This window comes from Alistipes senegalensis JC50, assembly GCF_025145645.1.
Lineage (GTDB): Bacteria > Bacteroidota > Bacteroidia > Bacteroidales > Rikenellaceae > Alistipes > Alistipes senegalensis.
Genome location: NZ_CP102252.1, coordinates 3,225,766 through 3,246,657 on the forward strand (window position 1 = coordinate 3,225,766; position 20,892 = coordinate 3,246,657).

Annotated in this window: 11 protein-coding genes; 1 reads left to right on the forward strand and 10 read right to left on the reverse strand. The window is 62.8% G+C overall.

The annotated features are described in order from the left end of the window. Positions 1–15 precede the first annotated feature (15 nt). From NQ519_RS12920 to NQ519_RS12960, 9 genes are all read right to left on the reverse strand, one after another. Positions 16–3,132, reverse strand: coding sequence for a glycoside hydrolase family 2 TIM barrel-domain containing protein (locus NQ519_RS12920; RefSeq protein ID WP_019150742.1), 3,117 nt, complete (start codon positions 3,130–3,132; stop codon positions 16–18). 14 nt (positions 3,133–3,146) lie between these two features. Beyond that, positions 3,147–4,727, reverse strand: a complete 1,581-nt coding sequence (locus NQ519_RS12925) for a beta-N-acetylhexosaminidase (RefSeq protein ID WP_019150741.1) — start codon at positions 4,725–4,727, stop codon at positions 3,147–3,149. A gap of 64 nt (positions 4,728–4,791) precedes the next feature. Further along, positions 4,792–7,068 (reverse strand): DUF5689 domain-containing protein, encoded by a 2,277-nt coding sequence (locus NQ519_RS12930; RefSeq protein ID WP_019150740.1) that lies wholly within the window; start codon positions 7,066–7,068, stop codon positions 4,792–4,794. A gap of 25 nt (positions 7,069–7,093) precedes the next feature. After that, positions 7,094–8,650, reverse strand: a complete 1,557-nt coding sequence (locus NQ519_RS12935) for a hypothetical protein (protein WP_227901097.1) — start codon at positions 8,648–8,650, stop codon at positions 7,094–7,096. A 20-nt stretch (positions 8,651–8,670) separates the two neighbouring features. After that, positions 8,671–9,696 (reverse strand): BACON domain-containing protein, encoded by a 1,026-nt coding sequence (locus NQ519_RS12940; protein WP_019150738.1) that lies wholly within the window; start codon positions 9,694–9,696, stop codon positions 8,671–8,673. Positions 9,697–9,714: 18 nt separating this feature from the next. Next, complete coding sequence (locus NQ519_RS12945; protein WP_019150737.1) at positions 9,715–11,214, reverse strand: RagB/SusD family nutrient uptake outer membrane protein; 1,500 nt, start codon at positions 11,212–11,214, stop codon at positions 9,715–9,717. A gap of 18 nt (positions 11,215–11,232) precedes the next feature. Then, complete coding sequence (locus NQ519_RS12950; RefSeq protein ID WP_052308429.1) at positions 11,233–14,544, reverse strand: SusC/RagA family TonB-linked outer membrane protein; 3,312 nt, start codon at positions 14,542–14,544, stop codon at positions 11,233–11,235. Positions 14,545–14,575: 31 nt separating this feature from the next. Beyond that, complete coding sequence (locus NQ519_RS12955; RefSeq protein ID WP_147513179.1) at positions 14,576–16,162, reverse strand: metallophosphoesterase N-terminal domain-containing protein; 1,587 nt, start codon at positions 16,160–16,162, stop codon at positions 14,576–14,578. Positions 16,163–16,191: 29 nt separating this feature from the next. Then, the gene (locus tag NQ519_RS12960) at positions 16,192–17,778 is read right to left on the reverse strand and encodes a metallophosphoesterase N-terminal domain-containing protein (RefSeq protein WP_026076520.1); all 1,587 of its coding nucleotides are present in this window, start codon (positions 17,776–17,778) and stop codon (positions 16,192–16,194) included. Positions 17,779–18,038: 260 nt separating this feature from the next. Between NQ519_RS12960 and NQ519_RS12965 the strand changes: the two genes are divergently transcribed. Continuing rightward, positions 18,039–19,706, forward strand: coding sequence for a DUF6377 domain-containing protein (locus NQ519_RS12965; RefSeq protein WP_019150733.1), 1,668 nt, complete (start codon positions 18,039–18,041; stop codon positions 19,704–19,706). 51 nt (positions 19,707–19,757) lie between these two features. On the opposite strand, the gene NQ519_RS12970 is transcribed toward NQ519_RS12965, so the two are convergent. Further along, positions 19,758–20,891: a heparin lyase I family protein gene (locus NQ519_RS12970; protein WP_019150732.1), complete on the reverse strand. Its 1,134-nt coding sequence runs from the start codon at positions 20,889–20,891 to the stop codon at positions 19,758–19,760. Position 20,892 lies beyond the last annotated feature (1 nt).

Consider the following 20,892-nt stretch of genomic DNA (forward strand, 5'->3'; position numbering starts at 1 on the left):
AGGTCCGGCGTTTTTTTATCGTCCTCCCGTCACGGGACGCAGCACGAAGTTGAACACGTAGTCCTGATACGGCAGGCGGTATTGCGGCAGCGGCAGGCGTCCCCAGCTGTTCACGCACCCCAGTCCGGACTGGACGCTTTCGATGTTGACGTGCGTGCGTCCGTCTGAAACGAGGTCGTCGGGGTGGCGGACATATTCGGACGATCCGTTGTCGAGCTGGGGTATGGAGTAGGGGATGGCCGACGCCGAGAAATGACGGTCGGAGCAGATCTCGATTCCGAGCCCCGTGGGGTCGGTCAGCCGCCACCAGCGCAGTCCTCCGCGCGTTCCCGACTCCTGGGGACTGGCGTATTTCATATGGAACTGGTCGGCGACGCGTTGCGTGTAACGCCCCACGAAAGCGGCGCCGGCGCGGTCGGCGTAGTTTTCCATCGGCCCCCGGCCGTAGTACTCCACGGCGTCGAACATCCCCGGGGTCTCGAAAGCCATGCCGAAACGCATCAGTTCGGCCACGTCCTTGCGTGCCGGGTCGGCTGTCATCGCCTCGCTGACGCGGACCGAACCGTCGGCGAAGATCGTGTAGGTGAGGCGGAGCCGTGCGCCCACGGCGGGAATCGTGTAGTCGGCGACGGCTTCGGCTTCGCTGTCTCCGGCCGTGAGGGCGAAACCGACGAGCTGCGGTTCGGCCGTCGCCCACATCCGGCTGTCGGGATATTTTCCCGTTTGGCGCACGCCGAGGTCGTTGTCCGTGGCCGCACGGTAGAAATTGGGCCGCAGGAGCCCTGCCAGCAACTCGTCGTTGCGCAGGCGGTAGGAGCGGATGAAACCGCTCGCCGGATCGAATCCGACCGAGAATCCATCGCCCGAGACGCTTTTGCCCTCCACGCGGAGCGCTCCGGCCGGAGCCTCGGCCGCGAAGCGGGCCGCCGGGTCGTCGCCGCGCAGTACGAGCTGGTCGGCGGCGACCTCGTGGAGCGCGTCGAGCAGTCCCAGCCGCTCGCGCAACTGGTAACGCACCGTGAGCAGCAATTCGCCGCCGAGGTCCCGGAGCTGTTCGGGCTTGTAGCCCAGCGTCACGGCGGCGGTGGCCTGCGGGGTCACGTCGAGATGCTCGACCGCGCCGCTCAGCACGGGCTGCCCGTCCGCGGTGATCTCCCAGAGGAGCCGGTAGGGCGAGAGGTCCGTGAAGAAGTTTTCGTTGTAGACGTTCACGACGCCCTTTTCCAAATCGAGGGCCGAGGTGTGGATCGGCCGGTGCTGGTGCTTCACCTCGTAGGCGTGGGGATGCCACGTGCGGTCGGCGGCCAGCACGCCGTTGCAGCAGAAGGTGCTGTCCGAAGCGTCCGCGGCGTTGTAGTCGCCGCCGTAGCGATAGATCAGCTTCCCTTCGGGACTGCGCCAGGCGAGGGCCTGATCGGCGAAGTCCCAGATGAATCCGCCCTGATATTTCGGTTCGCGGCGGATCATCTCCCAGTACTCCTCGAACCCGCCCAGCGAGTTGCCCATAGCGTGGGCGTATTCGCATTGGATAAGCGGTTTCTCGGGATCGGCGGCGAGGTATTTCCCGCATTGCTCGTAGCTCCAGTACATCGGGCAGACGATGTCGGTGTTGTAGTCCCCGTGGTAGGACGCTTGTTCGTACTGCACGGGCCGCGACGGGTCGAAGGCTTTGATCCAGTCGTAGCAGCGTTCGAAATTGGGGCCGTTTCCGGCTTCGTTGCCCGTGCTCCAGACGATGATCGAGGGGTGGTTGTAGTCGCGCAGCACCATGCGGCGGTTGCGGTCGAGGTGCGCGGCGGCGAAGGCGGGATCGCCTGCGAGGTTCTTCGATTTGTCGCGGTAGTGCCAGCCGTGCGACTCGACGTTGGCTTCGTCCACGACGTAGAGCCCGTATTCGTCGCATAGGTCGTACCACAGCGGTACGTCGGGATAGTGGCACGTGCGCACGGCGTTCATGTTCAGCCGCTTCATCTCGCGGATGTCGCGCACCATCTCTTCGCGCGTAACGCAGTAGCCCGTGTTGGGCTCCATCTCGTGCCGGTTGACCCCCTTGATGAGAATCGGCTTGCCGTTGACCAGCAGCTGCCCGCCGCGGATCTCGACCTTGCGGAATCCCACGCGGAACGCCGCGGCTTCGGTCACACTGCCGTCGGCGGCGAGGGCTTCGGCCGTGAGCGTGTAGAGGTTCGGGGCCTCGGCGCTCCATTGTTTCGGGGCCGCGACCTCGAAGGTCGTCGAGACGCTGTTGCGGCGGGGGCGGAGCGTGCGGGTGTCGAGCGTGCGGCCCTCGTCGTCGCGGAGCGTCAGCCGGACGCTGCCGACACCCGGCGTCGCGGTCACCTCGGCGCGCAGCGTGCCGTCGCGGTAGTCGTTCACCAGATCGGGCGTCAGCCGCACGTCGGCCAGACGCCGCCGGTCGCGGGCGTAGAGGTAGCAGTCGCGGCCGATGCCCGAAAGGCGCCAGAAATCCTGGTCTTCGAGATACGAACCGTCGCACCAGCGGTTGACGCGCAGCACGATCAGGTTGTCGCGCCCGGGCGTGATATGGCGGGTGATGTCGAATTCGGCTTCGAGCTTGCTGTCCTCGCTGTAACCCGCCTCGCGGCCGTTGACCCAGAGCGTCACGTTCGAGATCGCCGAGCCGATGTGGATGAACACGTCGCGGCTCTGCCAGTCGGCGGGAATCCGGACGCTGCGGCGGTAGAGCCCCGTATAGTTCTGTTCATGGGGAACCAGCGGAGGCTTCACCTCGAAGAATTTGTGCCACGGGTAGGGCTTGTTCGTGTAGACCGGATCGCCGCAGCCGTTCAGCTCCCAGATTCCCGGCACGGGCATCACGCCCCACGACGAGTCGTCGTAGCCGGGGCGGAAGAATCCCTCGGGCTCCGCACCCGGACGCTCCGCGCGCAGGAAGGCCCATTCGCCGTTGAGCGTCCGGTAGAAGGGCGAAAGGGTGTGGTCGTTCTCGGGAACGGCCTCGGAGGCCGTCGGGAAGACGATGAAGCTCGTGCGCATGGGCGCGCGGTTCACGGCGAAGCACTCCGGATCGAGCCAACGCTCCGCGGGGGCTTTCGCTGAAACCGCCGTGGCGGCGCAGAGGGCGAGAAATAGCAGTCTTTTCACTTTCGGCATTTTTTTAAGGTGCGTTATTCGATACCCCGGAAGACGAAATCGGCATAGCGGTACCCCTCGCGGTCGTACAGGCCGCGCAGGCTCCCGAGCCGGCGCACGAAATCGTCGTAGTCGCGTCTTTCCGTCGCCCACGCCACTTCGGACATGGCCGCCAGACGCGGCAGCAGCATGTATTCGGCATGGTCCATCGTGGAGATGTATTCGGTCCACAGATTGGCCTGGACGCCGAGGATGTTGCGGCTCTGCGCCTCGTCGAGCCGGTCGTAGGGATCGTAGCCGTAGAGTTTGCGGATCGGGACGTTGCGGCCGATCGCGAGCGGTTCGCCGTTCTTCTCCGGGTCGGAGGTCTGGTAATAGTCGAGGTAGAAATAGAACCGCGGGGACATGATCGCCCGGTTGCCGAGCTTCGCGGCCTCGATGCCGCCCTCCGTGCCGCGCCACGACATGACGACCGTCGAGGGCGTGACGCCGCCTTCGAGCAGTTCGTCCCAGCCGATCATTTCGCGGCCGTGGGCGTGGAGCCACTTCTCGATGCGGCACACGAAATAGCTCTGAAGGGCGTTCTCGTCCTTCAGCCCCTCCCGGCGCATGCGGCGCTGACAGTCGGGGCACGCTTTCCACCGCACCTTGGGGCATTCGTCGCCGCCGACGTGGATGTATTTCGACGGGAAGAGTTCGAGCACCTCCGCAAGCACGTTTTCGAGGAATTCGAAGGTCGTTTCGCGGCCCGCGCAGAGCACGTCGCTGCTGTAATACCACGTTGTGCGCACCTCGTAGGGACCTTGCGTGCACCCCAGCCACGGATACGACGCGAGGGCCGCCATCGAATGTCCCGGAAGCTCGATCTCGGGAATGACGTCGATGCAGCGTTCGGCGGCATAGGCCACCACCTCGCGGATTTCGTCCTGCGTGTAGTAGCCTCCGTGGGGCTTCCCGTCGTATTCGTCCGAGGTCTTGTAGTGGCCGATCAGCGTCTCCCGGCGCTGCGACCCGATGCGCGTCAGTTCGGGATAGCGTTTGATCTCGATGCGCCATCCCTGGTCGTCGGTCAGGTGCCAGTGGAAGGTGTTGAGCTTGTGCAGCGCCAGGATGTCGATAAACCGCTTGACGTCATCCACGGGGTAAAAATACCGCGCCGCGTCGAACATCGCTCCGCGGTAGCTGAAATGGGGCTCGTCGCGGATTTCCACGACGGGAACGCGGCCGCCGTCGACGAGCTGGCGCAGGGTCTGCACGCCGTAGAGCACCGCCCGGGGCGATCCGCCGCAGATCGACACGCCCTTCCGCGTCGCGCTCAGCGTATATTCCTCGCTGCCGAGCGTGCCGTCCAGCTGCAGGTCGACGCCGTGGTGTACGGGTTTGTCCTCTACGACGGGATTCCGCACACCCGCTTGGGTCAGGTAACCGGCGCACAGCGCGGCGGCGGACTGCAGCGCCGGGTCGTCGTAACCGACCGGGCAGCTGCGGCCGAGGCGGAACGTGCCGTCGCCCCGCTCCACCGATACGGGCCGGGGAATGACATCGGCTTCGGGTTGCGGGGCCTCGGCGCACGCGGCGAAGAGAAACGAGGCGGCAAGGATCAGGATTTTTCTCATGGATTCGGGTTTCAGGCATCGGCGGCCGGGACAGGAATGACCCGCTCCGGCCGGCCGCGCGTTATTACTTGTTGTAACGGATGGCGAAATAGTTCATGCACGACGGCGAGTCGATCGGCTGTGCGGCGTACTCGTCGAGGCTTCCGCCGAGGTTCCGAGCCGCCTGCAGACGGATGTAGACGTTCTTTTTGCCGAGCATTTCGAGCGGGAGCTTCACGTCGACGGGTTTCCAGCCCGCATACTGCCAGTAGCGTGTCGCGGGGGTCCAGCGTGCCATGTCGGGCACGGTGTAGGAGGCGATGTAGGTCCAGTCGCCGTCGGCGTTCATGTCGCCCGTCTCGGACCATGCCACGTCGAAATAGCGCGGCGAACCGTATTTGCCGCTGTCGTAGCGGTCGTTCAGGACGCTCACCTGCATCGACAGCACGTCGGTTTCGATCCCTTCGGTCGAGAAGTTCACGATCCACGCATGCCCGCGGTCGTTGGTCTTGTCCCACCAGTACCAATCGACCCATGCCGGGCCTTCGGCGCTGTTCTTGCGCGGAACCTTGCCCTTGCCGGCGCCGGACGTGTCGCCCGAAGTGTTGCTGTTCACGTCGGGGTTGTCGCGCCACCAGTCGGTCCCGTCTTCGAGGATGATGCCCATGCCGTTGACGTTGCCGATGTTCGACCCGAAGATGAACGAGGACTTGTTGCCCACGGGGCCGAGGTAGCTGAAATCCTCGTTGGCGAGAATCTTGATCGCCCCGGTGCCGTCCTTGTAGCTGTGCGTGAGGTAGCCGTTCGTGCCGTAGGTGGGGTAGACCTTGTTGTTGTCGTATTGCAGGAAGCGGTATTCGGTCAGCAGGGCCGAGAAACTCTCCTCGAAATCTTCGGCCAGTCCGTCGAAATCCGATTTCGAGACGTGGCGCAGCTGATAGCGGCCGATGTATCCGTACGATTCGTCGTCGCCGCTCGCATTGTCCTCCCACTCGAAGCGCGGGAACAGTTCGTGGACGACGATGCCCGAAAGTTTGCCCGAGCCGTAGGGCAGGCGGCTGCCGTCGCGGCGGTAGAGACACGTCGTGTTGGTGTAGAGGTAGATGTGTTCGCCCTCGATGTCGCGCACGAGCGACGCGCACTTCTCCGTGCGGTTGGCGCCCGTGGCATTGGCGTAGCCCTCGTTGATCGGCGTGAGCGGACCCTTGCGGATCGGCAGTTCGCAGTCGGTGAGCGTGACGTAGGTGTAGATGTCGTCGTCGGTCAGCTGGCTGATGCGCTTCTCCTTGCGCGGAATGTCCGCCGCCGTGCCCAGCTCCGAGCTGATGATCATGGCCGACTTCACGCCCTTGAGGGCGAAACGGTCGGGATCGGTGTCGTGCACGAGCCGCACGCCTTTGAGCGAGAGCTGGATGCGGCTGTAACGCATGAAGATGTTGTCGTCGGCCGTTTCGGTCTCGATCAGGAAGCCCAGGCTGCCGTCGATGCTCTCGACATAGGCGGTCTTCTTGCACACCTCGTAGTTGATCGTTGATTCGGTGGTCATGGGGTTGGCTCCCATGTTGCCGCCCGCGGCGTCGCTGACCACCCAGGCCGAAATGTAATAGTCGTTTTCGACGGTCACGACCTGCCCGGGGCCGCACAGGGCGCGGATCTCGGCGAACGTCTTTTCGGTTCCGAAATCGTCGCGGGCGTTGGCCTGCACGACATAGAGCTTGGCCGCCGTAACCTTGTCCCAGCCGTTGGTGAACGAGAGGGTTATCTCCGCCGACCGCATGTTCTCCTGATCGGGGTTGGCCTGCGTGGCGAAGAGCAGCGCGCCCGACGCGTCGTCGATGCGTACGTCGGAGAGCCAGCCGGCGTTCTCCTCGTCGGGATAGGTTATCTTGGTCGTGAGGCGCTCCGAGCCGATGTTGGTGTCGAGCGGGACCGAGACGGAGCCTTCGGCGGCGCTGCCTTTCACCGAGACATTCGGCGCGGGGAACACCAGCCGCTCTTCGATCAGCCCCTCCTGACGGATGTAGACCGTGTCGCGGCGGCGTCCGCTGTCGTCCTGCAACAGCAGGCGCGCCACGCGGGCGAAGGAGTCGTTGGCTTCGTAGGTGACGCTGAACGCGCCGTCGCCCGGAATCCGGTCGGCGTGGGCCTCGGCCCAGGGAGTCGCTTCGAGGAACGAGACGTTGCAGCCGCGGTTGCTGTAAACCTCGACCTCGACCGTGCCGCTCTGTGCCGGCACGATGTATTCGCCCTTGACGGCCCCGAGTTCGATGACGGGAACTTCGTCCGGATCGTCGGTGCAGGCTGCCGCACAGACCGTGAGGGCCGTCAGCAGCAGTAGTTTCCAACTGTTTATCGTTTTCATGGTGTCTTTGTTTTGAAGGGGTTTGTCAATCCAGCAGGCGCACTTCGATGTCGTCGATGAAATAGTAGCTCGTGGGAGCCGCCGTTCCGTTCTTTTCGAAGAAGTTGAACGACGTGTTTTTCGACACGCCGCTGGCGATCAGCCGCACTTCGGTCCAGCCGTCGGTGCCGATCGTGGCGTTGGGAATGTAGGCCGACGTGGCGGGCGTGAATGCCATCTTTTCGCCGTCGATGTAGACCTCCTGATAGGTTCCCTTGTCGATCCAGCTCTGGAACGAGTCGGTCATGTTCGCTCCCTTGACGTAGCAGATCCGGAAGGTGATCTGCACGTTGTCCGAGGCGTCGGCGGGGATGTTCGTCAGCTTCGGCGTGTGGATTTTGCCGCGGCCCAGCGTGGGCGATCCGACACGCATGCAGCCCTGGAACTCGGCGCAGCGATAGAGATAGGTCCAGTCGTAGAGGTTGCGGTTGCGCATGTAGTCCGCCGTGACGTTGTTGGCGGCCGAAGGCGGCGCTACGTTCCACGAATTGGTGTAATCCGCCGTGCCGGCCGCGTTTTCCATCACGTAATAGGGAGCCTCCTCGACGCCCGTCGCCGATCCGTCCGCGGTCGTTCCGGCCAGACTGCCGCTGTTCCGCTGGTCTTCGGTCTGCGTGGGGGAATAGCCCTTCGTGTTGCCCACGTAGTCGCCGCCCCACACGCAGGCGTCGAAATGCTCGGCGAAGATCAGGTCGGCATCGGGGGCGTACTCGATCGCCGGGGTTTCGGTCACGACGTTGCGTTTGATCGTGCGCGGCGTCGGCGAATCGACGGTCATCGTCCGGTGCGAACGGTCGGTGATGCGGATTTTCAGCCCCGAGGCGTATTCGCGGGCGGGCATCACGATGTGGAAATCGGTTCCGTTCTCGCTCAGCGTCACGCCTTCGCCCGCACCGCCGCAGTTCATCACCAGGTGGTAGGAGCGGGCCGAACTCGTCTCGCCCGGTACGAGGATTTTATTTCCTGCATCGTCGGTCCCGAGCGTGGCGTAGCCCGAAACCGGGGTGCCCGAACGGTCCTCGACGAGGATCGAATTGATCGTCGCCGAGCCTTTCAGCGTCAGTTTCAGCACGCCGCACATGTTGCGCAGCCGGATGTTCACGTAGCCCTTCTCTTCGTCGATGCCCGTCGCTTCGCCGTACATCGGCATCGCATTGCGGCCGAACGTGCCGGAACCGGCATGGAACTGCGCCAGCGGCAGTTTGAAATTGGCGGCTTCTTTCGTCTGCTGGAGGAAATTGCAGGCCGAGGGGAACACCGCTTCGTAGCGGTCGGCTTCGGGGACTTCGGGCACGGCGGCCGTTCCGTCTTCGAGCAGGAAGACTTCGTAGGCCGTGCCGTTGATGTCGATCATGTCGCCCGGCTGGAACTTCACCCGCAGGGCGTCGTCCAGTTCGGCGCGCGTGTCGGCTCCGGCGTCGAGGCGCAGCGAAACGTATTTCACCGGAGCGGCTCCAGTCTGCCCGCCGGCCTCTTCGGGGGTTTCGGAACACCCCGCTAACAGCAGGCAGCCGGCGATCAATAGGTTCTGTATCTTTTTCATTTTCGCGTCTGTTTAGTCGGTTACCATTCGTTGTCGTCCTTTTCATTCTCCATTTGGTCGCCTTCCACGCCGCCGATGTCGCACTTCTCCTGGGTCAGGGTCACGTAGCCGGTGGTGATACCCCCCCCCTCGCCGTCGTCGTAGCGCAGGGCGATGCGCGCCGAACGCGGTGCGGTGGGATTGGCCGGGACCTTCACGCTCAGCAGCCCCGCTTCGCGGTCGATGCGGTAATTCGTCAGCCAGCCTTCGGCTCCGGTCAGGTAGTCGCATACGAGCGTTATGTCGCCGTAGATTTCCGGGATGTTGCACTCGAACGCCTGTTCGAACGTCTCGCCGTAGGCCGCCGCCGCGTGGGTCTCCTCGGCGGGCGTCATCGTCAGGCGCAGCGCTTCGGTGCTTTGCGTGACGGTGGCGCGGGTCTCGTAGCGCGTGCCGTTGCCGTCAGCGACCCAGAGGGTTATCGTGGCGAAGCGCATGGCTCCGGTCGTGTTGTCCGCCACCCTGAAGCGCAGCGATTCGTCGTCGAGCGTCACGTCGCCGATCCACCCTTCGCCGCTCTCCTCGCCATAGGCGATTTCGTGTTGCACACGTGCCAGATCGGGGCCGAGGTTGCTGGAAAGGGTCATCGTCACGGGGCATCCCTCGCCCAGCAGCGCGACGCTTCCGGGCGTGACGGTCAGTGTCGGGTCGGCGATGCCCGCGGCCTGCGACATCACCACCTCGCAGGCGCGGTCTCCGGACTGGATGCGGATCGTCGCCTTGCGCGACAGACCGCCGTTGGCGTCGTATTCGAAGAGGAAATCGCCGTTTTCGCGGCCCGACTTCCGGTCGATCCGCGCCCATGCGTCCCCGGACTCCGAATCCACGGAGAGCGACCAGTTTCCGGTCGAGTAGACCATCACGCGGGTCATGCCCTCCGTCGCCGGCAGCGCGACCAGATTCTGATCCACGGCCAGCCGGATCGTCGGTTCGAACGGCTCGTTGCAGCCGCCCAGCGCCCCGCAGAGCGCCGCCAGCCATGCAATGCCTTTATAGCTGAATCTCATAATGTTCCGTTTTTTAGGTTAAAGTCCGTATTTTTCATACTCCTTGTTGTCGAGCGCATAGCCCGAGTAGACCACCTGCGTGTCGGGAATCGGGTAGTATTCGTGGCAGGGCAGGATGGCGTTGCGCACGGTTTCGTAGTCGGCCGATTCGAGGGTCTTGGTGTACCAGATGCCCCACCGCACGAGGTCGAACTTGCGCTGGAACTCGCCGATCAGCTCGCGGGCGCGCTCGTTCTGAATCTCTTCGAGCGTGCGCTCCCAGCTCTTGAAGGCCGAGAACTCGGCGATGCCCGCACGGCTCTTCACCTGATTGAGATAATGCTTGGTCTGTTCGAGGTTCTCCTTCATGCACCAGCACTCGGCCATCATCAGCACGGCGTCGGCATAGCGGAACACCTTGTAGTTGTTCGAGTCGTAGCTGTCGCGCATGCCGGGACACCAGAATTTGGGGCCCAGCCAGGGCCGTGTGGCGACGCTCTTGAACTCCTGCCCGCCGTACTCCCACGCGAGGTTCATCTCCACGCGGCGGTCGCCGCCCGTGCGGGTCTGCAAGCCGGCGCTGAACACCAGATTGGGCCGCATGCCGGGCCACACGTTGGCATCGTCGCCCAGCTCCTCGATCTTCACGCCGTCGAAAATGTCCGACCCCGACTCGGCGGTGGTCTGGTTGGGCATGCAGATACAGGCGTAGTTCGAGGTGTAGATCAGCCCGCCGGAGGTGTAGGAGTGCTGGATTTCGAGGATCGACTCGGGGGTGTTCTTCATGCGGAACGGAATGTCCGAGAGCGGGTATTGGTCGAGCGTGCCGTAGATCTTTTCCAGTTCGCCCAGCGCTTCGAGCGCCGTGTCCCACTGTTTGTTCCACATCGCCATCTTGGCGGCGAGCATCCACCCGACGGCCGCACCCATGCGGTTGTCGGCGATCTCCGACGAACGCACCTGGTCGAGGTCGGGAACGACCTCCATCAGCTCTTCGATCAGGTAGTTGCGCGTTTCGACGGCCGACATGCGCGGCAGGCGGGCCGTCTGGTTGAGCAGTTCCTCGGTGTTTACGTCGATCGTGTAGAAGGGCACGTCGCCGAAGACCGACGTGAGCAGGTAGTAGTACATCGCCCGCAGGATCACGCCCTCGGCCAGCAGTTTGCTGCGGTCGTCCTCGCTCACCGTGGCGTGGCGGATGCCTTCGATGGCGGCGTTGCAGTACATCACGGCCTTGTAGCATTGGGTCCACACCGTGGCTCCGTAGCCGGGCAGCGCGGGCGAGATTTCGAGGCGCGAATCGTAGACCGTCGGCGAATTGTGGTACAGCAGGTCGGTGACGCCTTCGGTCATCACGCCGAAATTGAAATTATAGATCGTCTTGAGCGGAATGTAGCAGCTGTTCAGTCCGGCGATGCACTCCGACTTGTTGCGGTAGAAATTGCTCCGGTTGACGAAAAATTCGGGCGATTCCTGAAGCGAGCAGGCTCCTGCGAGCACCGCCGCGACCGTCAGCAAAACTATTTTCATCGGTTTCATAATCGTAGTCGTTTTTGATTAGTAGCGGATTTGGACGCTGAATATCACCGTGCGCGCCCGCGGATAGGCTCCCATGTCAACGCGCCGCAGCGTCGAGCTTTCGCTCGATGTCGAAACGTCGGGGTCGAAGCCGTTGTATTTCGACCACAGGTAGAGGTTTTCGCCGCTGACACTCAGCGTGATGTCCCGCAGCCATTTCACCCGCTTGCGCAGGTCGAACGTGTAGCCCACCGAGACGTTTTTCAGTCGCAGGTACGATGCGTCGTGCACTTGCAGGTCGCTCGGCACGTGCACCTGCACGGCGCCGGCGCGCGGCAGGTCGGAATCGGGGTTGCGCACCGGGTGCCACGAATTGGCCATGTAGCGGTACTGGTTCGAGGAGTAGGTTCCGGCCATGTAAAGCTCCGAATAGTTGTAGATCTTGCCGCCGAGCGAATAGGCGAAGTAGACGCCGACTTTCAGCTGCCCGATGTTGAACGTGTTTTGCAGGCCGCCGTAGATCGTGGGGTCGGCGTTGCCCAGATAGACCAGGTCCTTCTGGTCCAGCGAACCGTCGTTGTTGGTGTCGATGTAACGCGGCAGGCCGGGGCTGAGCGAGGTCGTGGCCGAAACGTAGGTGTTGGTCACCTTGTTGCGCTCGATCTCCTCCTGGTTGTGCCACACGCCGCCGTACTTGAAGCCCCAGAGGGCGTTGAGCGGACGGCCCTTGACATAGCCGTACATCATGTACTGGCTGTTGCCGGGGCTGTTCATGGCGCTGACGAAGTCCTCCGAGCCGATGTCCTCGACCATCTGCTTGTTGTGCGAGAGCGTGAGCGACGTGGACCACGAGAATTTGGGCTTGACGATGTTGCGCGTCTCGACGGTCAGCTCCACGCCCTTGTTCGACGTGCGGCCGATGTTCTCGAAGTGGCTCGTGAATCCCGACTGCGAGGCTTTCTGGACCGACAGCAGCAGGTCGCGGGTCTTCGAAATGTAGGCTTCGAAGGTGATGTTCAGGCGTTTCTTGAACAGCGAGGCGTCGATGGCGGCGTTGTAGAGGTCGGTGGTCTCCCACGTGAGGTTGTCGCTCGCCACACGCACCGGATAGAACGCCGTCGATTGCGAGCCGCCCAGCAGATAGCCGCCCGAGGTCGAGGTGTAGGCTTCGATCGAACGGTAGGGTTTGATGGCGTCGTTGCCCGTGCGGCCGGCGCTCAGGCGCAGTGACAGCTCCTCGATCCAGCGCACGCGGCGCATGAAATATTCGTTCGAGATGTTCCACTTGACGGCTGCCGAGGGGAAGAAGCCCCACTTGTGGTTGGCCGCGAAGTTCGACGAACCGTCGTAACGCCCGGTCAGCGTCAGGTAGTAGCGTTTCTTGTAGTTGTAGTTCACGCGGGCCAGCACCGACATCTTCGTGATGTAGTTGGTGTAGGAGGTGCTCGTGTAGTTCTCCTTGTCGTAGATGCCGTTCATGTTGTTCCACTTGTTGTCATCGACGATCAGCCCCTTGGCGTTGAGGTCGAAGCCGTTGAGGCGCGATTTCGAACCCGTGAAACCGCCCATCACGTCGAAATAGTGGCCCGTCTTGGAGGTGCGGGCGTAGGTCACGGTGTTTTCGGTCGAGAGCGTGCGCGTGTCGTACTCGGCGCGGTAGCCCTCGCCGCCCTCGCCCTCGTTCTTGACGGGAAGCGTGCTCGGATAGAAGCGGTAGTCGTGGCGCTGGTAGAGGTAGTAGGTGAATTTGCTGCTGATTTTCAGCCCCTCGACGGGTTTGATGTCCACGTACAGCGTGTTGGTCGAGGCGAAGCGTTCCAGCGTGTTTTCGTTCAGGTCGATCGTGTAGCGCGGGTTGTTGATCGTCTGTCCCGAGCCGTAGAAGGGGTTGTAGGTGTCCTCGGGACGCAGCACGGGGGCCAGATAGGTCGCGGCGTTCCACACCGACGAACCGCCGATATTGGCCTTGTTGTTGGCTTCGTCGCGGTAGGAGAGCGACGAATTGACGCCCGCCGTGAACCATTTGGTGAAGTCGTGCGACACGTTGACGCGGGCCGTCGTGCGCTGGAAACCGCTGTCGTCTACGATGCCCTGGATGTCGCTGTAACCCAGCGACACGAAATAGCTGCTGGTCTTCGAGCGGCCCGACACCGAGAGGTTGTAGTTCTGATAGGGTGCCGTGCGGGTGATCTCGTCGATCCAGTTGGTGCCCTTGCCCAGCGAATAGGGGTCGTTGTAGGTGTAGTCCTGAACCGGGCGGTTGCCCATCTGCCAGTTGAAATAGGTCACGTCGTTGCGGTAGAGGGCGAACTCCGTGGCGTTCATCACGTCGAGGTTGCGGGGCAGCTGCGAGAAGCCCATGTCGGCTTTGAGCGTGATCCACGGTTTGCTCACCGTGGGATTGCCCTTCTTCGTGGTGACGATGATGACGCCGTTCGAGCCGCGTGCGCCGTAGATGGCCGTCGATGAAGCGTCCTTGAGCACCGAGATCGACTCGATGTCGGCCGAATTGATGTCGCTCAGATCCTGCACGGCGTCGATGATGCCGTCAACGACGATCAGCGGTTCGTTCGAGGCGGTGATCGAGCGGGTTCCGCGGATGCGGATCGAGGTCGAGGCGGTCGGGTCGCCCGACGTGGACATGATGTCGGCGCCGGCCACGCGGCCCTGCAACGCCTGATCGACCGATACCACCGGAACGTCCTTGATGTCGCCCATCTTGACGTTGGTCACCGAACCCGTGAGGTCGGTCTTCTTCACCTCGCTGTAACCGATCACGACCACCTCGTCGATGTTCTTGTTGTCGGCCGTCAGCGCGATGTCGATCTGCGAGCGGTTGCCGACCCGGATTTTCTGGGGCACATAGCCCAGGTAGGAGAAGTCGAGGACCGATTCGGCGGAGGGCACGGCGAGGCTCCAGGCGCCTTTGGCGTCGGTCGTGGTTCCCCGGGACGATCCCGAGAGCACGACGGTGACGCCGGCGAGCGGGTTTCTGTTGTCGCTGTCGGTGACGACGCCCTTCACCACGCCCGAGGTCCGGGCTGCGGGTTTCAGCGCGACATCGACCTGCGCCCGTCCTTCGGCGGGGACTTTCCGGGCCTGGTAGCCTTCGCGGGAGAATTCGAGCACGGCCGCGGCGGAGGGAACCCGGATGGCATAGGCGCCCTTCGCGTCGGTCGTGGTTGACACGGCCGAGCCGGAGAGCTTTACGCTCACGCCGGCGAGCGGCCTGCCGCTGTCGCCGTCGGTGACGGTTCCCCGGACCTCGGAGGCCGGCTGGGCCGCGAGGGTGGAGAGGGCAACCGATACCAGTACGGCCAGCGTACCGATCATTTTGCAGAGTTTTCTCATATTGTCAGATAGTGTTTTAGGGGTGCTTCGTTCAGCGTTCGATCCGCGTGACTACGCGGAAGTCGCGGTTGCGGATATGGTCCGTGCCGACGATCTCGATCTCGGCGCCGGGGTCCTTCGGGGTGTAGAGATAAAGACGCACGGGTTTCTGTTTGAGCCACGTGTAGCGTTCGTAGGGGATGATGCCCTCCTCGACCAGCGAACGGGCCAGCGGATCGTAGCGCTGGACCAGCTGTCCGCGTCCGTAGGTCAGCTCGCCGTTCTCGCGGCAGACGAAGGTCCAGTTGGGGGCCACGCCCCAGAAGAATACCAGCACCGACGGCGCGCCGCCCGCGGGGTCGAGGGCCGAGGAGCTTGCGATGCCCGTGTTCGAGGTGACGCCCTTGTTGTAGACACGGTACTGCTGTTTGCTGTTGCCGTTGGCCCAGTCGATGAGCGAGCGGCTTTCGAGGCGGTCGCCCCGGAAGACATACTCGGTGAAAGCGGCGGGGTAGCCGTTGCAGCAGATGCCCTGCCGGTACCACCAGTTGCCCGTGACGGCCGGATGGACGTACTCCACGATCCGGTCGCTGACGCGCGTCGTGCCTTCGGTGTGCCAGTCGCCCGTCATGATGGTCACGTCGTAGTCCTGCAACAGCACGAACAGTTCGTCCTTGTTTTTGAGGTTGTACCAGATGTCGTCCCAGGCGCCGTTGTTGGCTACGAGGGGCACGTGGCAGGCCACGACGAGCTGCCGGATCTCCGGATCGAGCGCCCGAAGGTCCTTGTAGAGCCATGCGAGCTGCTCCGGGGCGATGATCTTGTCGTATTTGTTGCGCCCGTGGTAGAGCATGTCGTCGAGCACGACGTAGTGGACCTTGCCGATGTTGAACGAGTAGTAGGTCGGCCCGAAATACTTGCGGTATTCGGCTTCGGCCTCGTAGTCGTTTTCGTATTTGTGGCAGTGGTCGTGGTTGCCGATGACGTGGTACATCAGAAACGGGGTGTCTTTGGCCAGACGCAGGTATTCGGCCATGCCCGTGTTGTTGCGGAACCAGTATTCCGAGTGGGTCATGTCGCCCAGGTTCAGCCCGTAGACCGGCGTGCGCCGCATCAGGCTGTCGGCATATTCGACCAGCCGGGGCATGAAGTCGTCGCGGAACTGGATCGAGTCTACCGGGGCGATGACGTTGCCGCTGCCGGGCGGGATGTCGATCACGCGGCCCGAGACGTGTTCGTCGGCCACCACGAGCAGCGTGTAGTCGTCGTTGGCGGCGCGCGTGAGGTGGAAATCGAACTGCTGGACGCTCTTCTTGTCCGCCGTCTTGTCGAGGGCGTGGAAGAATTTGGGCAGGAATCCGGAATAGACCTCCGGGTCGTAGCCCCTCGGCGTGGAGATCATCACGAACTCCGAGCGCGACAGCTTGGTTTTGAGCCAGTAACGGCCCTCGGCATCGGTCTTCACGACGTTGAATCCGTCGGAGACGACGACCCCTTCGACGCCGCGTCCCTCGCATTCGACGTAGCCTTTGACCGTGGCTCCCGGTTTGTCGGGGAGGGGCGGCAGTCCGGCGCTCCGGACCGGCGCCGCAAGGAGTGCGGCGACAGCCAGGAAGAGCAGGATTTTTCTGTTTTTCATCATGTTGAAATCGGTATATGGGTTCGGATTTATTCGATCTTCGTGTCGATCACGTGCAGGAGCGCTCCCTTTTGGTCGGTCACCGTGATCCGGATGGCCGCCGCGGGGTTCGCGGGGACGTATTGCAGCCAGTGGTCGGCCGTGCGGACCGTCGCGCACCACGAATAGCGCTGCCATCCGATCAGCCCCTGGTTGCAGAAATCGCGGTGGATGGGGTCGTAGCGCGCCACGCGGGTCAGCCGGCCCGAGGTCTGCACGCCGTTCTCGTAGCAGTCGAAGGTCCAGTCGGGACGCATCTCCCAGAGATTGACCAGCACCGCGGGCGAACCTCCGGCGGGGTCCGAGGCCGTTCCGGGGGCGACGGTTCCGGTGTTGGTCGTCACGCCCTTGTTGTAGACGCGGTAACGCTCCGTGGCGTATTCGTCGCCGATGGGTACGATGCGGCGGCTCATCGAGGTTCCGTTGACGGTGCAGGCCGCGAAGGCCGCCGGGGTCCCGTCGTTGCAGAGGAGTTTGTACCACCACGTGCCGCATGCCGCTGGGAGGATGTATTCGGAGGCTTTGTCGCTGATGCGCACCGAGTGGGCGTGGTGCCAGTGTCCGCTCATCACCGTCAGGTTGTAGTCGGCGAAAAGCGCGTAGAATTCGTCGAAATTTCCGAGCGCCTTTTTATAGGAGCCGTCCGTCTGCAATCCGTTGACGGTCGGCACGTGCATCGCCACGACCACGTCGCGCACGGCGGGGTCCGTCGCCGCGAGGTCCTTGCGCAGCCACTCCATCTGGCGGTCGTCGATCCGCGTGTCGTAGGCGTTCGAGCCTTTGTAGACCATGTCGTCGAGTACGATGTAGTGGATGCGGCCCAGGTTGAACGAATAGTAGGTGGGGCCGAGCGCCGCCTTGTACTGGGCGTCGGCCGTGTCGTCGGCGACCTTGTGGCAGTAGTCGTGGTTGCCGATGGCGTGGAAGACCGGGAAATCGACATCTTTCATCGCCTCGATGTACTGCGGGAAGGAGTAGTTCTTCGAATACCAGTATTCCGAGTGGGTCATGTCGCCCAGATTCAGCCCGTAGACGCGGTATCCCGCGGGGGCCGAGGCGGCGTGGGCGGCGAGCGCGGGGACGAACCGTTCGCGGCATTGCTTGGCGTCGAGTTCGGCGACGACCGTTCCGCTGTCGTTCGGATAGCCCGGTTTGCGTCCCGAGATGTGTACGTCGGCCATGACCAGCAGCAGGTGGCGGGTGTTGTCCGCGGCGGTCAGGTCGAAATCGAAGCGCTGCGTGCCCGGTTCGGCGGGATCTATGGCCGCATAGAATGTCGGAAGGATGCCGTCGCGGGCCGTTTCGTAGCCCGAGGGTACGGAGATGCGCACGAAATCGGCCGACGAGAGGTCGCTCGTAAAGGAGTAGTAGCCTTCGGCGTCGGTTTTCACGACGTTCGCGCCGTCGGAAACCGCGACGCCGGCGATGCCACGGCCGTCGCAGCGGACATATCCGCAGATATTTCCCTCTCCGGCGGGAGGGGGTACGGGGCCTTCGGAAGACGAGTCGGACGAACAGCCCGCGAGGAGCGTCAAGGCGAGCGCCGCCGATGAAAAGCAATTCAGAATTCGGTTCATTCGGGTTTGGATTTTCGTGTTGCCGTGTGGCAACGGTTAGTCGGTACGGCAAATGTACCCATAAATGAATATCCTCCGCAGGAGGGCTGCGAAAATCAAACCCTTTGAAAAATAAAGGGGCTGAATGTCAGTCTGTTGCTGATAATTCGGGTTCGTTTTATCAAACTGTGTAACGGCATTGTAACGCCCGAAAAGCGCCCCGGAAGGTGATTTTGATTCCGAATTTTATTATCTTGTCTGACCGAAACACGCCTTTTGCCATGAACCGAAGCCTTTGCTGTCTGCTGTTTGCCGCCGTATCTCTCACGACGGGCTGCCGGGACGAACTCGATCACGAACTCGACAGGACGATCCGCGAACTGAACGATGTCATCCGCAACGAAGCGGTCTATGTGGAACGCCGCCACCGCATCATCCGCAAATACCGCGACATTGCGGACACCACCCGCAGCAAGCGGACCCGGGCCTGGGCTTATACCACGCTGGCGGGGCATTACAGCCATTTCCAGCTCGATTCGTCGGCCTATTATTGCAGGATGGCCCGTGCGCTGGCCGAGGAATTGGGCGACGAACGGCTGATCAACGATGCCAAGGTCCGCACGGCCATCGTGCTGATCGGCAATGTCGAACTCGCGGAGGCCAACCGCATTCTGCGGAGCGTCGATACGACGGACAGCCGGAAGGTGGACCTGACGCTCTACTACCGCACGCGGGCCACGGTGTTCCGCGAATCGAAACGCTTCAGCGTCTTTCCCGAGGTGCAGAGCCGCTATGACGATTCGCTCAAATACTACCTCCGGGCCTATCTCAACCGCGCTTCGGGACCGCGCATCGCCTATCAGAAAAAGAATTTCGAAGCCGAACTGCTGCGTCTCGAAGGACGCAACCGCGAGGCGCTGGAAAAGCTCGAAGGGCTGATCCGGGACGACATCGACAGCCTCGATATTTTCCAGAAGGGCAACATCACCTACCAGATCGCGCGCAACTACACCGACATGGGCGACAACCGGCGGGGCATGCTGTGGGCGGCCCGGGCTTCGATCTACGAGCTTTCGGCCTCGACGCGCGCCCACATGTCGCTCTACCGGCTGGCGCAGATACTCTACGAGACGGGAGAGATCCGGTTGGCGAACGCCTACATCAAACGCACGCTGAACGACCTGACGGTCAGCAACTACCGTCTGCGGATGGGGCAATACGCCGAATCGCTCGACATGATCACCCGGTCGTTCGACAAGTCGATGCGCAGCAGACTGCTGCTGACGTTCTTCACGGCCATATCGCTCTCGGTGCTGCTGATCGTCATTCTCTGGCAGGCGATCCACACCCTGCGGCGCAAGCGGGAGATCGAACGCCTCAAAGACAGCTATCTCGAAATCAACCGCCAGTTGACCGACATCAACCATCGGCTCAACGCCACCAACAGCGCGCTGGTGCGGACCAACGACCAGCTCAACGACGCCAACAGGATCAAATCGGAGTACGTGAGCCAGTATATGCAGCTTTGCAGCTCCTACATCCAGCGCCTCGACACCTACCGCATGGGGATCATCAAACTGCTCAAGACCGAGAGCGCCGAGCAGACGCTCATCACGCTGCGCTCGCAGGAGCTGATCCAGACCGAGCACCGCAATTTCCTGCGGCTTTTCGACGAAACCTTCCTCGGGCTGTTTCCCGACTTTATCGAACAGGTGTGCGGGCTGCTCCACGATCCGGAGCGTTTCATGCCCAAGCGGCGCCGCCAGCTCTCGACCGAACTGCGCTACCTGGCGCTGATCCGGCTGGGCGTTTCGGACTCGGCGCAGATCGCCATGTTCCTCAACAGCACGCTTTCGACGATCTATACCTACCGGGCGCGGCTGCGCAACGCCCGGATCGACAAAATGTCGGACATCGAGGAGCAGATCCAGCGTATCGGCATCTCGTAATGACAAGAGGCGGGACCGAAATCCCGCCTCTGCCGTCGTTTCCGCTCCGGATCAGCGCTGCCGCTGGGAGTATCCGGCGAGGTTGTAGCTCACGGGCTCCGTGCTGTCGCCCACGCGGTAGATGCCGAATTTGAAGTAGTAGCCGTCCTCGTCGTTGCGGCCTATGAGTATACGCTCGTTATCTACCAGATGATCGGTCCGGCCGTCGCAGGTCATCCGTACGTCGAGGCGTCCCGGACGCACGATCGTCTCGGCCTCGCCGCCGTACTGCGTCCAGTCGATCTCCACGGTGAAGGTCACCCAGCGCTCCTTCGGGAACTCTTCGAAAGGCATCCGCGCGGCTATCGTCGAGGCTTTGAACTCCGAGGTGACGGGCTCCATCACCCGGGCTTTGGCCGCATTGGCGTTGCAGCGGTCGGTCTTGTCGGTGAACCAGCGGCGGTCGGAGTTGGCCTTGATGTAGAAATACCCTCCCGAGAATCCGAACGCCAGCGGGGGATAGCCGCCCTGTTCGACCTTCCAGCCCGTCGGTTTGCCCGCTTTCCAGACTTTGCGGCCCTTCTTGTCGGCGCTTTCCACCCGTTCGTAAACCGTGTCCTTCCTGATGACGACGGTGTCCTGCATGGCGAGGAACTCCTCTGCCGGGAGCTTCATCACGCGCCCGTCGGGAGCCGTCACCAGCGTCCGGTCGGGCATGCCGTGCCATTGGGCGAAGATCGTCGATACTTCGGGACTCAGCTCCGAGGGAATCCAGATCGAAAAGGTGTAGCTCCACGACGTGCCCTGCGGACAGATGCCCTTGCCGTGGTGGTAGACGGTCTTCATCCGCTGGGCATCGGTGTAGGCCTTGTCCGGGAGCGCCGCGAAGTCGGCCGCCGTGGCGTAGCACCAGGAGAGTTCCGAACGCCCTTTGGTCTCGCCCGGGGCATAGCCTTCGAGCGTGTTGTCGTCGCGTCCGAGCGTGAAGCGGTAGGAGGGTTTGCCCGCGTACATGCGGGTATGGTCGCGGCCGAGGGCTTCGGGTTTGCGGATGCCCACGGCGACCCACTCGCCGTCGATCACCTGACTCATCCGCGCCGAATCGGCCTGGATGTTCACCCGTTCGGGCAGCGGTTCGTAGCCTTTTTCCTGAGCCGTCGCCGGCATGGCGGCCAGCAGCAGCACGATTGCATACAGTCGGTTCATC

Coding starts and splice junctions, on each gene's coding strand:
- NQ519_RS12920 (WP_019150742.1), bottom strand. CDS start 3,132: ATGCCGAAAGTGAAAAGACTGCTATTTCTCGCCCTCTGCGCCGCCACG.
- NQ519_RS12925 (WP_019150741.1), bottom strand. CDS start 4,727: ATGAGAAAAATCCTGATCCTTGCCGCCTCGTTTCTCTTCGCCGCGTGC.
- NQ519_RS12930 (WP_019150740.1), bottom strand. CDS start 7,068: ATGAAAACGATAAACAGTTGGAAACTACTGCTGCTGACGGCCCTCACG.
- NQ519_RS12935 (WP_227901097.1), bottom strand. CDS start 8,650: ATGAAAAAGATACAGAACCTATTGATCGCCGGCTGCCTGCTGTTAGCG.
- NQ519_RS12940 (WP_019150738.1), bottom strand. CDS start 9,696: ATGAGATTCAGCTATAAAGGCATTGCATGGCTGGCGGCGCTCTGCGGG.
- NQ519_RS12945 (WP_019150737.1), bottom strand. CDS start 11,214: ATGAAACCGATGAAAATAGTTTTGCTGACGGTCGCGGCGGTGCTCGCA.
- NQ519_RS12950 (WP_052308429.1), bottom strand. CDS start 14,544: ATGAGAAAACTCTGCAAAATGATCGGTACGCTGGCCGTACTGGTATCG.
- NQ519_RS12955 (WP_147513179.1), bottom strand. CDS start 16,162: ATGAAAAACAGAAAAATCCTGCTCTTCCTGGCTGTCGCCGCACTCCTT.
- NQ519_RS12960 (WP_026076520.1), bottom strand. CDS start 17,778: ATGAACCGAATTCTGAATTGCTTTTCATCGGCGGCGCTCGCCTTGACG.
- NQ519_RS12965 (WP_019150733.1), top strand. CDS start 18,039: ATGAACCGAAGCCTTTGCTGTCTGCTGTTTGCCGCCGTATCTCTCACG.
- NQ519_RS12970 (WP_019150732.1), bottom strand. CDS start 20,891: ATGAACCGACTGTATGCAATCGTGCTGCTGCTGGCCGCCATGCCGGCG.